Origin of the sequence: Stenotrophomonas maltophilia (assembly GCF_900186865.1) — a bacterium.
GTDB classification, from domain to species: domain Bacteria; phylum Pseudomonadota; class Gammaproteobacteria; order Xanthomonadales; family Xanthomonadaceae; genus Stenotrophomonas; species Stenotrophomonas maltophilia.
In genome coordinates, this window is the sequence record NZ_LT906480.1 from 710416 (window position 1) to 725356 (window position 14941).

Consider the following 14941-nt stretch of genomic DNA (forward strand, 5'->3'; position numbering starts at 1 on the left):
TCCACCGTGGACGGTCTGTTCTGGAACATCCAGCTGGCCAACTACTACGCCGTCCTGGAAACCACGGCGGCGGCGGTGGCCGTGCTGATCCTGATCTCCAGCCTCGATGATCTGTTCATCGACGTCTGGTACTGGGTGCGCGAGAGTTGGCGCGCGCTCACCATCAAGCGCCGCGAAGCGTACCGGCCGCTGACCCAGGAAGACCTGATGCAGCGGCCGCAACAGCCGCTGGCAATCATGGTGCCGGCGTGGATGGAGTACGACGTCATCGCGCAGATGGTGGAGAACATGATCAACGTGCTCGACTACCGCGAGTACGTCGTGTTCGTCGGCACCTATCCCAACGACCAGCAGACCATCGATGAAGTCGAGCGCATGCGCCGCCGCTACAAGCGCCTGCGCCGCGTTGAAGTGCCGCACGACGGGCCGACCAGCAAGGCCGACTGCCTGAACTGGCTGATCCTGGCGATCTTCGATTACGAAAAGCGCCACGACATCGAATTCGCCGGCGTGATCCTGCACGACAGCGAGGACGTGCTGCACCCGATGGAACTGCGCTTCTACAACTACCTGCTGCCGCGCAAGGACATGATCCAGCTGCCGGTCACCTCACTGGACCGCGCGTGGTACGAACTGGTGGCCGGCGTCTACATGGACGAGTTCGCCGAATGGCACGCCAAGGATCTGGTGGTGCGCGAGAGCGTGTCCGGCATGGTGCCGTCGGCCGGTGTTGGTACCTGTTTCTCGCGGCGAGCGCTGCTGGCGTTGAGCGCGCAGACCGACAACCAGCCTTTCAACACCGACAGCCTCACCGAGGATTACGACGTCGGTGCGAGGCTGGCAGCCATGGGCATGCAGTCGATCTTCGCCCGCTTCCCCGTGCAGTTCCGCGTGCGCCGCCCATCCTGGTTCGGCTGGGGGCCGGTGCGCGAGCGCACCCAGCAGATGGCGCTGTGCGTGCGCGAGTACTTCCCCGACAACTTCCGCGCGTCGTACCGGCAGAAGGCGCGCTGGGTGCTGGGCATCGGCCTGCAGAGCTGGGAGTCGCTGGGCTGGCGTGGCTCGCTGGCCACCAAGTACCTGCTGGCGCGTGACCGAAAAGGCATCATCACCTCGTTCGTCAGCATCGTCGCCTACATCATCTTCCTGCAACTGCTGCTGTTCTGGCTGTTGAAGATGACCGGGCTGTGGACGATGCAGTTTCCCAGCGTGTTCCAGGCCGGTACCTGGCAGATGAATGTCGCGCTGCTGACCACCGCAGCGCTGGCGACCCGGGTCGTGCAGCGCTTCTACTTCGTCAACCGGTTGTACGGCTGGGAGCACGCGCTGATGTCGATCCCGCGCATGGTGGTCGGCAACATGATCAATTTCATGGCCACCGCCCGTGCCTGGAAGGTGTTCCTGGCCTACCTGCTGTTCGGCAAGCGCATGGTCTGGGACAAGACCATGCACGACTTCCCCGATGCGGCGCAGCTGGTGCAGACCCGCAAGCAGCTCGGTGAGCTGTTGACCACCTGGCAGGCGGTGGAACCCGAACGCCTGCAGCAGGCGCTGGAGCAGCAGCAGGCAGGCCGCCAGCAACCGCTGGGCCGCATCCTGCTCACCCAGGGCTGGTTGGATGATGAAACGCTGGCCGAGGCCATCGCCTTCCAGGGTGACCTGCCACGCGCGGTGATCGACGTGGACTACCTGCGCGCCTGCCAGTTCCCGATCAGTGCCGATGCCTGCGTGCAATGGCGCATGCTGCCGCTGCCGCCGCGCCAGGAAGGCACCCTGCGGCTGGCCGTGGCCAGCCCGTTGCCCGAAGACGCGTTGGCCCTGCTGAAGCAGGAGACGCGCAGCAACCACATTGAACAGAGTATCGCCCGCGAAAGCGAGATCAACGCCGGCCTGCGGCTGATCGGTGGCGACCGGCAATGGCAGCTGGACAACGTGCCCCTGCTGGGCGATCTGCTGGTGGAAATGCGCCTGATCGATCACGCACGCTTCGAGATCGCACTGGACGACTACATGCCGCAGCGCGACGGCCGCATCGGCGACTACCTGGTCAAGCAGGGCATCACCACTGAAGAGGCCGTGGCCCAGGCCATGCAGGAGCAGCGCCGGCGTGCGGCCACGCTGCAGTCACCGCCGCCCGGAGCCTTGCCGGCATGAAGACCACGCTGCTGTCCACTGTCATCACCGTGGCATTGGCCACGGCCGCCGCGCCGGTGCTGGCACAGACCGATGCACCACTGCCATTGTCCGGTGCCGCCTACCGCATCGCCGAGCAGGCGTTTGCCGCCTATGAACGTGGCGATTACCCCGCGGCCTACCGGCAGTCCAGCGAAGCGATCCGGTTGCGCCCGGACGTGGTGCGGCTGCGCCTGCTGCAGATCTATGCGCTGCAGAAACTGGGGCGGGGTGCCGAGGCGCAGCAGCAGGCACGTCGTGCACTGGATGCGGGGTTGAAGGATCCGGCCTTGCCGGCGCTGGCCGCTGCGCCCAGGACGAGCACAGGTGCGGCGCGTACCGGAGCGGTACCGCGTGCACCCGCAACGGTGACCGACCGCAATAGCCGGCAGGCCTATATGCTGGCAACCGAAGCCTATGCGGCCTACGACGCCGGCCAGATGGGCGTCGCCGCCAGCAAGGCCGAGCAGGCGTTCCGGCAGCAGCCGCAACAGGGCGCATGGGCGCTGCTGTGGGTGGCGGCGCTGGAGGCACAGCAACAGCCCGGACAGGCCGACGCCGCCATCGGTACCGCGCTGCAGCTGGGCGCACCGAATGTCGAGGAGTTGCGCACGCGGCGGGTGGCACTGGGCCGCCAACGCGCGCTGCGGCTGGCCCAGCAGTCCTATCAATCGCTGTCTGCAGGCGAGAATGCCGCCGCCATTGAGCAGGCGCACGCTGCCGTGGAGCTGGCCCCCGACGTTGCTTCATACCGGTTGCTGCTGATCACCGCGCAGCTGCAGGGCGATCAACTGGCCGACGCTGAGCGCAGTGCCGACCAGGCGTTGCAGGCCGACGGCCAGGATCTCAATGCACGGGTGATGCGCGGCTACCTGCGCCAGCGCCAGGGCAATACCGTGCTCGCCAATGAGGACTTCGACACCGCACTCGCTGCGCCGGGGTCAGCAATGCAGCAGCGCAACGTGCGCCTGCTGGCGGTGGATGCGGCGCTGGCCGCAGGCGATCGGTTGCGCGCAGCTGCACTGCTGGCACCGTTGCAGGCGGCGGTACCGGCAGGTGAAGGCGATGCACGGTCACAGCAGCTTTTGCAGCAGGGCATCGAGCAACGCAGACGGGCGATCCGCTCCAGTCGCGAGCTTCCCCGCATCGGTGCCGAAGCGTACCTGGCACCAGTCCAGCACTGCCAGTCCGTTGACAGCGGCAGCGTCTGCGAGCTGATGCCGGCCGACCTGCAGGGCGATGGTGGTGCCGCACAGCGTGCCTACGCTGCCTATGCGCGCCAGGATTACGCCGATGCCATCGGTGAGGCACGGCAGGCCGTGCAACTCGCGCCGGACGACGCGAACCTGCAAGGCCTGCTGACCACCACGCTGGCGGCGGGCAACCGTGCCCAGCAGGACGAAGCGCGGCAGCGCCTGGATGCGGCACTGGCACAGCGCCCTGATGACGCGGGGGCGCTGATGCAGCGCGGCTACCTCAACCAGAAGGCCCATGAGCCGGCGCGCGCACTGGCCGACTTCCGGGCCGCCGAGGCCACCGGCAGGGCACCGAAAAGCGTAGTGCTCGACCAGGCCTACGCCAGCGCAGCCAACGGTGACCATCCACAGGCGGTGACGCTGCTGCGTAGCGCCATTGATCGCGCCGATGCCGGTGAGCTGCCACTGGATGAGCGCCAACGCTACAACGTGCGCAATGCCATCGCCAATTACTCGCGCGAGTGGGGCGTGATCGCCTCGGCGGGTTTCCGTGGTGCGCGCCAGGCGGCGACCAATGTCGGCGGTGCAGCGATCAGCACGCCGGGCGATTCGGTGTTCAGCACGCTGGAGGCGTTCTGGCGGCCCCCGGCCTTCAACGACCAGCATGGCACGCTGGAACTCTACGCACGCCTGCTCAACACGCTGTACGACGAGGGTGGCACTTACGAATCGATCCGCGCGGTGGACCCGTGCACCGGCGAATCAACGCCGGATGCGCGTGCACGCGCCGAACGCCTCAGCCATTCGCGTTCCACCACCGGCTGGCCGTCCACCATCGCTTCGTTCGGCATGCGCTACGCCTTCGGCCAGACCGGCCTGAGCGCCGGCATCGAGCGCCGCCAGTTCCTCGGCAGCGCAACCCGCCAGGGCGAGGTCTACCCCGCATCGGCGGCCGTGCAGTGCCGCCTGCAGCTGGCCCGGAACCCGCCACTGGAAGCCAGCACGCTGGCCCGCTACCGCTTGGCCAGCGATTCCGGTGGCTGGATGTCCTACCTGACCTATGGCTATTACCACGGCACCGATCTGCGCACCGACGTCAACCAGTGGTGGATGGTCAGCGGCTACGCGCAGGGCGGCTATACCTGGGATGACAACAGCGCGCACTTCACCCTCGATGCACTCGATGCCAATGGCACGCCGGTGCGTCGAATCGGCGATGCCAACGGCCGCCTGCATCGCGAACAGTGGTTCGCTGCCGGTGAACTACGCGCCGGGCGCAGCTTCCGCTTTGGTGCCGGGCAGACTCATTGGGTGGTCACGCCGTATGTGGTGGTGGGGGCGGGCTGGCTGGACCAGCGCTCGCGGGTGCACGACATCCGTTACCCGCTGTTCCCGGCGCAGTCGTTCGCGCTCAACGATACGCAGCGCAGCTGGTCACTCGGCGCAGGGCCAGGCGTGGGCGTGCGTTACTGGTTCCGCGAGGACCACTACAACACGCCACGTTCCTACCTGGACCTGACCGTGCAGTACCGCTTCGCCATCGGTGGCGGCGATACGCAGCGCGCCAAGGGCCTGTTCGCCACCGCGATCTTTTACTACTGAGCCAGCCCCCAGCGCCGCCGCAGCGCGGCGGCCTGCGGCGTGTCCTGGGTCAGCCATGGCTCCAGCGCATAGACCAGCACGTGCTGTGCGCCACTGCCGCGTGCCCATGCCAGCTGCCGCTGGATGCGTGCGGCATCTGCGGTTTCGCCCTTGAACCCGCTGCCATCAGCGGCGCTGCCAGGCAGTTCGCGGAACAGTTCGACGATCGCATCGAAGCTGATGTCGTGTGCGTGGAAATGATCGAGCAGCGGTTGCAGCTGCTGCACGTTGCCGGCACCGGCCACCCCCACGCCATCCTGCACCATCGGCCGCAGCGTGGCCTGTGCCAGCACCGCCTGCCACAGCGTGACCAGGTTGCCGTCGGTCTGCAGGCGGCTGAAGTAGCAGGAAATCGCACAGTCGCCGCCGCGCGCGCTGGCGGCCTCCACCAGCCCGTGCAGCCATTGCGCCAGCCACTGCTGGCGGGCCGGGTCAGCCCAGTGGTACTGCTCCAGTTCGTAGGGCAGGTACCAGCCCTCGAAGGCCGGCTGCTGCGCCCAGGGGGCCTGTGCCAACCAGTTGCGTGCATGCGCGAGGCTGTCGGCCAGGAACGCCTGCAGCGTGGCATCGTCGGCCCCGATCGCCTGCCACCAGCGTTGCTGGAAGGGCAGGCCGACGCGGATGCGGATGTCGTTCTCGCTGGCCGCGGTGAACAGCTGCTGCAGGCTGCCGTCGGGCAGCGACCAGTCGCCGTCGCTGCCACCGACGATGCCGGTCCACTGCAGCACCAGCTGACGGCAGCCCAGCGTATGCGCAAGCTTCAAGGATCGCTGCCAGTCGGCCAGGCGCCACTGCAGGTGGCTGCGCCACGGCTGCAGGAAGGTGCCATCCACCTGCACCGGCAGCGAGCAGCCGGGCAGGGTGGCGAAAGTAGCGGCCAACGGCGCCAGCACCGCCGCGCGCAGCAGCCGGCGGCGCAACGGCGAAGACGGATCCGCGGGAAGGTCGGGCCGAACCATGCCTGCATCATCCCAGAGCGCCGTGCGTGGCGGGTGAACCCCGCGCCTGGTAGTGCCGGCCGCTGGCCGGCATCGCGCCCAAGGTGGCAGGTGAATCACCACCCGGTAGTGCCGGCCGCTGGCCGGCATCGCGCCCGGATGGCAGGTGAATCACCATCCGGTAGTGCCGGCCGCTGGCCGGCATCGCCTACCGCTTATTCCAATGCGTAGCGCAGGGTGAACAGCACCGCCACCAGCCACACCGCCGGATGCACTTCGCGCCAGCGCCCGGTACCCGCCTTCAGCGCGGCATAGGCGATGAAGCCGAACGCCAGGCCGTTGGCAATCGAGTAGGTGAAAGGCATCGCCAGCGCACACAGCGCCGCCGGCACCGATTCGGTCAGGTCGCTCCAGTCCACTTCCACCAGTTCGCGCAGCATCAGGCCGGCCACGAACAACAGGGCCGGCGCGGTGGCATAGCTGGGCACCATCGACGCCAGCGGCGAGAACAGCAGCGCTGCCAGAAACAGTGCCGACACCACCAGTGCGGTCAGGCCGGTACGGCCGCCTACCTGCACGCCCGAGGCGCTTTCAGCGAAGGCGGTGGTGCTGCTGGTGCCCAGCATCGAACCCGCCACGATGGCGGTGCTGTCGGCCAGCAGCGCGCGGCCGAAACGCTTCTGCGCGCCCGGCAGCTTCAGCAGGCCGGCACGGCCGACCACGCCGTACAGCGTGCCGGTGGCATCGAACACCTCCACCAGCACGAACACCAGCACCACCTGCAGAAGTACTGCGATGGGTGCGCCGCCGTCATGGTGCAGCAGGCCCGGCAGGTCCAGCTGCAGGAAGGTGGGTGCAAGGCTCGGCGGCAGCGAGACCAGGCCCTGGTACTGCACGTCGCCCAATGCCCAGCCAGCGCCGGTCACGGCCAGGATGCCAATCAGGATCGCGCCGCGGATGCGGCGCGCTTCCAGCACCGCGATCAGCAGGAAGCCGGCCAGTGCCAGCAGCGGCGGCGCCGTGTTCAACGGGCCCAGCGCCACCAGCGTGTCTTCATTGCCGACGATCACGCCCGACTTCTGCAGCGCGATGATCGCCAGGAACAGGCCGATGCCGGCCACGATCGCCGAGCGCAGCGATGACGGAATACCCGATACCAGCCACGCGCGTACACCGGTCAGCGACAGCACCAGGAACACCAGGCCTGAGATGAACACCGCACCCAGTGCCTGCTGCCACGGCAGGCCGGCGGCGCCGACCACGGTGAAGGCGAAGAACGCGTTCAGGCCCATGCCGGGCGCCATGCCGACCGGGAAGTTGGCGGCCAGCGCCATCACTGCCGAACCCAGTGCGGCGGCCAGGCAGGTGGCCACGAACACCGCACCCGCATCCATGCCGGTGGTGCCGAGGATCTCGGGGTTCACGAAGACGATGTAGGACATCGTCAGGAAGGTGGTGACACCGGCCAGCAGCTCGGTGCGCACGGTGGTGCCGTGCTGCTGCAGCTGGAACAGGCGCTCGAACAGGGACATGGGGCTTCTCGCGACAGTAAGGTGTCACGACCAACGGTCGTGACCTACCCGAATGCAGAACGTGGGTACCGACCGTTGGTCGGTACGCTTCAAAGCGTCACCACCAACGGTGGTGACCTACCGAAATGAGAAAGGCCGCGCGAGCGCGGCCTTTCCGGTTGCCTTACTTCAGCGCCTTGAAGCGCAGGCGCTTCGGCGCGGCGTCGTCGCCCATGCGGCGGCGCTTGTCTTCTTCGTACTCGCGGTAGTTGCCCTGGAAGAACTCCACGTGCGAGTCGCCTTCGAACGCCAGGATGTGGGTCGCGATGCGATCCAGGAACCAGCGGTCGTGCGAAATGACGAAGGTGTTGCCCGGGAACTCCAGCAGCGCATCTTCCAGCGCACGCAGGGTTTCGATGTCCAGGTCGTTGGACGGTTCGTCGAGCAGCAGCACGTTGCCACCCTGCAGCAGGGTCTTGGCCATGTGCAGGCGGCCACGCTCACCACCGGACAGCGAACCGACCATCTTCTGCTGGTCCTGGCCCTTGAAGTTGAAGCGGCCGATGTAGGCGCGCGACTGGATCTCGATGCCGTTGATGTTGAGGATGTCCAGGCCGCCAGCGATTTCCTGGAAGACGTTGTGGTTGCCTTCCAGCGCGTCGCGGCTCTGGTCCACGTAGGACAGCTTCACGGTCGGGCCGACCACGATCTCGCCCGTATCCGGCTTTTCCTGGCCGGTGATCATCTTGAACAGGGTCGACTTACCGGCACCGTTCGGGCCGATGATGCCGACGATGGCACCGGCCGGCACCAGGAAGCTCAGGTTGTCGAACAGCAGGCGGTCGCCGAACTTCTTGGAGACGTTCTTGAACTCCATCACCGCATTGCCCAGGCGCTCGCCCGGCGGGATGAAGATTTCGTTGGTCTCGTTGCGCTTCTGGTAATCGACCGACTGCAGCTCTTCCAGGCGGGCCAGACGGGCCTTGCCCTTGGTGCGGCCGCCCTTGGCGTTCTGGCGCGACCACTCCAGTTCCTTCTGGATCGCCTTCTGGCGGGCCTTTTCCTGATTGTCTTCCTGCTTCAGGCGCTCGTCCTTCTGGGTCAGCCAGTCGGTGTAGTTGCCCTTCCACGGAATGCCGCGGCCGCGGTCCAGTTCCAGGATCCACTCGGCGGCGTTGTCCAGGAAGTAGCGATCGTGGGTGACGGCCACCACGGTGCCGGTGTAGCGCGCCAGGAACTGTTCCAGCCATTCCACCGACTCGGCGTCGAGGTGGTTGGTCGGTTCGTCGAGCAGCAGCATGTCCGGCTTCTGCAGCAGCAGGCGGCACAGGGCCACGCGGCGCTTTTCACCACCTGACAGCTTGCCGACGATGGCATCCCACGGCGGCAGGCGCAGCGCGTCGGCGGCCACGTCCAGCTGGTTTTCCAGCGTGTGTGCGTCGCCAGCGGCCAGGATCGCCTCCAGGCGCTCCTGTTCCTTGGCCAGCGCGTCGAAGTCGGCGCCTTCCTCGGCGTAGGCGGCGTACACCGCTTCCAGCGCGGCCTGGGCCTGCAGCACTTCGCCCACGCCTTCCTCGACCGCTTCACGCACGGTCTTGGTCGGGTCCAGTTCCGGTTCCTGCGCCAGGTAACCGACCTTGATGCCCGGCTGCGGGCGGGCCTCGCCCTCGAAATCGGTGTCCACGCCGGCCATGATCTTCAGCACGGTGGACTTGCCGGCGCCGTTCAGGCCCAGCAGGCCGATCTTCGCGCCCGGGAAGAAGGACAGCGAGATGTCCTTGATGATCTGCCGCTTGGGCGGAACCACCTTGGACACGCGGTTCATGGTGTAGATGTATTGCGAGGACATGCGGTCTCCGTAGGCGCGGCCCTGCGCCCGACCCGTCACGGGTAGATCCCGTTGCGGCAGCGGGCACAGACTGAAATGGAATACCGCCAATTATAGCCGGAACCGGTTCCGGGCCGCTCCCGGGAAGGGCCGCCGGGCTGGCTATCGCCTGAATACTCGGTCACAGTCCTGCAGCGGGAAGCGTTTCCAGCCGGAAACGGTTCAGATCGGTTGCGCAATATGGGCTCACCACCCACCAAGCAGAGGTCTGACATGCGCATCAATCGAGTAATGGCCAGTGCCGTGGCCTCTGTGCTGGCACTGGGCGCCGTGGCCCCGGCATTCGCCGACAACGACCATCGCCGCGACCACGACCGCCGTGAATGGCGCGAGGATCGCCGTGAGTGGCGCCAGGACCGCCGCGACTGGGAGCGCGACCGCCGCGAGGCCCGTCGCGACTGGGAACGCGACCGTCGCGACTGGCACCGCGACCATGACCGCTACTACCGCCCGGCACCGCCGCGCGTGGTCTATCGTCCGGCCTACGGCCCGGGCTATGGCTGGAAGGTCGGCCACCGCTATCGCGACTACTACCGCGGCCCGATCTACGTGGTGAACGACTACCCGCGCTACAACCTGCGTCGCCCGCCCTACGGGCACCAGTGGATCCGCGATGACCGCGGCAACATCCTGCTGGTGGCCATCGCCACCGGTGTGATCGCCCAGTACGTGCTCAGCAGCCGCTGAGGATCGCGGCCGGGGTCGGACCCCTTTCCATCGGAAAGGGCTCTGACCCCACAACATCCCTCGAAACCATACGGGGCCGGATTCCTTAGGGAATGCCGGCCCCGTCCGTTTCGGCCCCAGCGGGCCAGTGCGGGGCTACAATCGAGGGCTGAGCCGTACCCCTTTTCCCTGCCTGCTGGAGTACCCGATGTTCCCGCGTGACGTCCGCATCGAATCCTACGATCCCGAACTGGCCAAGGCCATCGCCGCTGAAACCCAGCGCCAGGAAGACCACGTCGAGCTGATCGCCAGCGAGAACTACACCAGCCCGGCGGTGATGGAAGCCCAGGGCAGCCAGCTGACCAACAAGTACGCCGAAGGCTACCCGGGCAAGCGCTACTACGGTGGCTGCGAATACGTGGACATCGCCGAGCAGCTGGCGATCGACCGCCTCAAGCAGCTGTTCGGCGCCGACTACGCGAACGTGCAGCCGCACAGCGGTTCGCAGGCCAACCAGGCCGTGTACTTCGCCCTGCTGCAGCCGGGTGACACCATCCTCGGCATGAGCCTGGCCCACGGCGGCCACCTCACCCACGGCGCCAAGGTCAACGCCTCGGGCAAGCTGTTCAACGCCGTGCAGTACGGCGTGAACGATCAGGGCCTGATCGATTACGACGAAGTCGAGCGCCTGGCCCTGGAGCACAAGCCGAAGATGGTCGTGGCCGGCTTCTCGGCCTACTCGCAGGTGATCGACTGGGCGCGCTTCCGCGCCATCGCCGACAAGGTCGGTGCCTACCTGTTCGTCGACATGGCCCACGTTGCCGGTCTGGTGGCTGCAGGCGTCTACCCGAGCCCGCTGGAACACGCCCACGTGGTCACCTCCACCACCCACAAGACCCTGCGCGGCCCGCGTGGCGGCATCATCGTCGCCAAGGGCGCCGACGAAGACCTGGTCAAGAAGCTGCAGTCGATCGTGTTCCCGGGCATCCAGGGCGGTCCGCTGATGCACGTCATCGCCGGCAAGGCCGTGGCCTTCAAGGAAGCGCTGGAACCGGGCTTCAAGGCCTACCAGCAGCAGGTGGTGAAGAACGCCCAGGCGATGGCCAATACGCTGATCGAGCGTGGCTACAAGATCGTCTCCGGCGGCACCCAGAACCACCTGATGCTGGTCGACATGATCGGCAAGGACGTGTCCGGCAAGGACGCGGAAGCGGCGCTGGGCAAGGCCCACATCACCGTCAACAAGAACTCGGTGCCGAACGACCCGCGTTCGCCGTTCGTGACCTCGGGCCTGCGCCTGGGCACCCCGGCGGTGACCACCCGTGGCTACGTCGAACAGGACTGCGTGGACCTGGCCAACTGGATCGCCGACGTGCTCGACGCGCCGAACGATGACGCCGTCATCGCCCGCGTGCGCGATGCCGTCAGCGCGCAGTGCCGCAAGTACCCGGTCTACGGCTGATCAGGGCCGGGGTCAGAGCCCTTTCCTGGCGGAAAGGGATCCGACCCCGCCTTCCGGATCGACGCAGGGGTCGGATCCCTTCCCGCAGGGAAGGGCTCTGACCCCGTCATCAGGAATCCCGCGCATGGATGAGCGCCGCCTCAAGTACCTGTACATCGCACTGGCGGTGCTGTTCGGCCTGCCCAGCCTGTTCTTCGGCGGTGCCGGCGCCTGCATCGCCGTGGTCATGGGCGTGATCGGGCTGGTCTCGCTGGACGCGGACAACCTGTGGTTTGCCGCCGGCATGCTCGCGTGGGGATCGTGCGCGATCGCCGGCCTCGTGGCCTGGGTCGCACTCAGCATCGTCTGGCTGCGCGATGGTGCACGCGGGCTGCACATGGCATCACGCCGCTGGTGGCTGCTGTTGGGCCTGGGCGTGCTGGCAGGCCTGCCCTTGCTGGCGATGGCGCTGTATTACTTCGCCGAGCTGGGTTCGTCCGTGCTCAGCGGGCTGTTCGCCGGGCCGTCCCTGTTGGTACCCACCGGTACGTTGATCCTCCTGCGGCTGCGTGCTGAAGCCCTGGGCGAGCCATCCGGCCCGGCGCGGTCAGAGGAGTAGGCCCGAATGGATGAGCGCCGCCTCAAGTACCTGTACACCGCGCTGGCGGTGCTGTTTGGCCTGCCCAGCCTGGTGGTGGGCGGTGCCGTAGCGACGATGCTGCTGCTGACGGGGCTGGGCCAGTTCGGTCATGGCACGCTGGCCTCGGTGACCCTGATGCCGCTGTGGGGCCTGGCCGGCATTGCCGGCTGCCTGGCCTGGTTGTGGCTCAGCGCGGGTTTTCTGATGCAGGGGCGTGCCGGGCTGCACGTGCATCGCCTCTGGTGGTGGATGCTGCTGGCAGGCGGTCTCGCCGCCTTGCCCCCGCTGGGGCTGGCGCTGTGGTGGGGCATCGCCGTGCATGCCGAAGGCATCGGCTTGTTGCTGTTGGGCCCGTCGATGCTGGTGCCGGCTGCGATGCTGCTGTGGATCAAACGCCGCGGATGACGTGGCCCATGGATGGAGATCGAACGCATGGATGAGCGTCTGCACAAACGCTGGATGGCGATCGCCGGCCTGCTGGTAGGCCTGCCGACCGTGGCGGCAGGCGGCACGGGTGCCGTGCTGGGGTTGATGGTCGTATGGGACGGCAAGTATCTGACGGGCGACGAGCACTGGCTGTTGCTGCTGTGGTCGTCGGCCGGAATCATCGGCCTGCTGTCGTGGTTGTGGCTGAGCGGCCTGTACCTGTGGCGAGGTGTCACCGGCCTGCGCCACTCCCCGGTTGTCGCCTGGGTAGGGCTGGGGGTGGGTGCCCTGGCCGCGTTGGGCGTCGTTGCCGCCACGCTGTACTTCACCTTCAAGCACGGGGAAATCTCTACATTGGCCTTCCTCGGCTTTGGCCCGCCGCTGCTGGTGGTGGCAGGGCACCTGGTGTGGTTGCGTTGGGCGCGCGCGGCCTCGGCGCCGCCGGCACTCGCTTGAACGCGCAGCGCTGACCGCGCTGAAGGCTCGGTTCGACCGAAATGCAGGCACTTCCGCGCAGACAGCATTTGCTGCCGGGCCCCTTCTCAGGTACCTTTGCGACGCTGCCATGACCGTGGCAATAGGTATTTCCCTGAGCCAGGCGTTCCATGCATTGCCCCTTCTGCCAACATGCCGATACCCGGGTCATCGACTCGCGCGTCTCTGAAGACGGCGCGACGATCCGCCGTCGGCGTGAATGCGAAGCCTGCGGCGAGCGCTTCAGTACCATGGAAACAGTCGAGCTGAAGCTGCCGGCCATCGTCAAGAGCGATGGCACCCGCGAGGCGTTCGACCAGCGAAAGGTGCGTGCTGGCTTTGACCGCGCGCTGCAGAAGCGTGCGGTGGCCGAAGACAAGATCGAAGCGGCGGTGCGCGCCGTGGTCCACCAGCTGCGCATCAGCGGCGAGCGCGAAGTGCCCTCCATCAAGGTCGGCGAGTTCGTCATGAACGAACTGCGCAAGCTCGACCATGTCGGCTATGTGCGCTTCGCTTCGGTCTACCGCAGCTTCGAGGACGTGGCCGATTTCCGCGAGGAGATCGAGAAGCTGGAGCGCGACCTGCCGTCCAGTACCGAACAGCTGCAGCTGCTGGGCGACGTGATTGCCCTGACCAAGAAGAAGAAGGGCTGACCGCCTCTGCCTTGGTGGATGCCAACCTTGGTTGGCACTGAGGACGTGGATCTCCTTTGCTCTGGTGGGCGCCAACCTCAGTTGGCGCTGATGGCGTGGATCTCCTTCGCTCTGGTGGGTGCCAACCTTGGTTGGCACTGATGGCATGGATCCACACCGGCAGCGTTACCATGGCCGCATGACCACTTCGTTCTCCGTCCTCGACCACCTGCACATGGCCAACGCGCTGCGCCTGGCCGAGCGCGCTGCCTATACCACCCGCCCCAACCCGATGGTCGGCTGCGTGATCGCCCATGGCGAACGCGTGGTCGGGCAGGGCTGGCACCAGCGCGCCGGTGGACCGCACGCTGAGGTGTTCGCGCTGCGCGAGGCCGGTAGCGAGGCGCGCGGTGCCACCGCCTACGTCACTCTGGAGCCCTGTGCCCACTACGGGCGCACACCGCCGTGTGCACTGGCGCTGATCGAAGCGGGCGTGTCGCGCGTGGTTGCCGCAATGCGCGATCCGTTCCCGAAGGTCGATGGCGGTGGCTTTGATCTGCTGCGCAATGCCGGCATCGAGGTCGCCGAAGGACTGATGGCGACGCAGGCACGTGAGCTCAACAAAGGCTTCCTGTCACGCGTGGAGCGCAACCGCCCTTGGCTGCGGGTGAAGCTGGCCGCCAGCCTTGATGGCCGTACCGCGATGGCCGACGGCAGCTCCAAGTGGATCACCGGTCCAGCCGCACGCGAAGACGTGCAGCACTGGCGTGCGCGTGCTGGTGCGATCCTGACCGGCGCCGACACGGTGCTGGCTGATGACCCGATGCTGACCGTGCGCCTGGCCGATACCGAAGTGATGCCACCGCTGCGCGTGGTACTCGATTCGCGCCTGCGTTCGCTCGAGTGCGGCCGCGTGCGCGAGGGCGGGGCACCGACGCTGTACCTGCACGATGCGGCGGTAAGTGCGCCGGATGCGGCTGACGCAGAATTCGCCAGCGTGCCCAGCGCAGAGGGCCGGTTGGATCTGGGCGCGGTGCTGGCGCTGCTGGCCGAGCGTGGCATCAACGAAGTGCATACCGAAGCCGGCGCCACCCTGGCCGGTGCGCTGCTGCGCGGTGGCTGGGTGGACGAACTGCTGCTTTACCAGGCCCCCACGCTGCTGGGCGACAATGGATGCCCATTGCTGGCCGGCCTCGGCATCGATGCCATGGACCAGCAGCACCGCCTGCGTGTGGTTGACCAGCGCCAGATCGGCGAGGACATCAGGCTGCTGCTGCGCCCATGAAGGAATGACGCAGAGCAGGGGCTGGGCCCTT

The 14941-nt window shown here is 67.1% G+C and carries 12 protein-coding genes; 9 read left to right on the forward strand and 3 right to left on the reverse strand.

What is annotated here, in order from left to right:
* The first annotated feature begins 6 nt into the window (after positions 1-6).
* Both CKW06_RS03300 and CKW06_RS03305 read left to right on the forward strand, forming a co-directional pair.
* Positions 7-2154 carry a glycosyl transferase family protein gene (locus tag CKW06_RS03300; RefSeq protein WP_024957252.1) on the forward strand — a complete coding sequence of 716 codons (2148 nt, stop codon included), beginning with the start codon at positions 7-9 and terminating at the stop codon, positions 2152-2154.
* Positions 2151-4970 (forward strand): NfrA family protein, encoded by a 2820-nt coding sequence (locus tag CKW06_RS03305; protein ID WP_024957253.1) that lies wholly within the window; start codon positions 2151-2153, stop codon positions 4968-4970. The genes CKW06_RS03300 and CKW06_RS03305 overlap by 4 nt, the downstream gene beginning before the upstream one ends.
* On the opposite strand, the gene CKW06_RS03310 is transcribed toward CKW06_RS03305, so the two are convergent.
* From CKW06_RS03310 to ettA, 3 genes are all read right to left on the reverse strand, one after another.
* Entirely contained in the window at positions 4964-5968 is a 1005-nt protein-coding gene (locus CKW06_RS03310; RefSeq protein WP_174522848.1) for a DUF4434 domain-containing protein, read from the reverse strand. The genes CKW06_RS03305 and CKW06_RS03310 overlap by 7 nt on opposite strands.
* 194 nt (positions 5969-6162) lie before the next feature.
* Positions 6163-7479, reverse strand: coding sequence for an NCS2 family permease (locus tag CKW06_RS03315; RefSeq protein ID WP_024957255.1), 1317 nt, complete (start codon positions 7477-7479; stop codon positions 6163-6165).
* Between the two features lie 163 nt (positions 7480-7642).
* Positions 7643-9307, reverse strand: coding sequence for an energy-dependent translational throttle protein EttA (gene ettA / locus CKW06_RS03320; protein WP_005408049.1), 1665 nt, complete (start codon positions 9305-9307; stop codon positions 7643-7645).
* A gap of 252 nt (positions 9308-9559) precedes the next feature.
* Here ettA and CKW06_RS03325 point away from each other — a divergent pair, with 252 nt between their 5' ends.
* The 7 genes from CKW06_RS03325 to ribD all read left to right on the forward strand — a co-directional run bounded on the left by CKW06_RS03325 (position 9560) and on the right by ribD (position 14910).
* Positions 9560-10033 carry an RcnB family protein gene (locus CKW06_RS03325; protein WP_024957256.1) on the forward strand — a complete coding sequence of 158 codons (474 nt, stop codon included), beginning with the start codon at positions 9560-9562 and terminating at the stop codon, positions 10031-10033.
* Between the two features lie 187 nt (positions 10034-10220).
* Positions 10221-11474, forward strand: coding sequence for a serine hydroxymethyltransferase (gene glyA / locus CKW06_RS03330; protein ID WP_005408051.1), 1254 nt, complete (start codon positions 10221-10223; stop codon positions 11472-11474).
* A 124-nt stretch (positions 11475-11598) separates the two neighbouring features.
* On the forward strand, positions 11599-12072 hold the full coding sequence (locus CKW06_RS03335) for a hypothetical protein (protein WP_024957257.1): 474 nt from the start codon (positions 11599-11601) through the stop codon (positions 12070-12072).
* Positions 12073-12078: 6 nt separating this feature from the next.
* A complete protein-coding gene (locus CKW06_RS03340; protein WP_005408053.1) occupies positions 12079-12498 on the forward strand; it encodes a hypothetical protein in 420 nt (139 codons plus the stop codon).
* A 27-nt stretch (positions 12499-12525) separates the two neighbouring features.
* Complete coding sequence (locus CKW06_RS03345; protein WP_024957258.1) at positions 12526-12975, forward strand: hypothetical protein; 450 nt, start codon at positions 12526-12528, stop codon at positions 12973-12975.
* A 149-nt stretch (positions 12976-13124) separates the two neighbouring features.
* Positions 13125-13646, forward strand: coding sequence for a transcriptional regulator NrdR (gene nrdR / locus CKW06_RS03350; RefSeq protein ID WP_004143350.1), 522 nt, complete (start codon positions 13125-13127; stop codon positions 13644-13646).
* Between the two features lie 178 nt (positions 13647-13824).
* Entirely contained in the window at positions 13825-14910 is a 1086-nt protein-coding gene (gene ribD, locus CKW06_RS03355; RefSeq protein WP_024957259.1) for a bifunctional diaminohydroxyphosphoribosylaminopyrimidine deaminase/5-amino-6-(5-phosphoribosylamino)uracil reductase RibD, read from the forward strand.
* Positions 14911-14941: the final 31 nt, after the last annotated feature.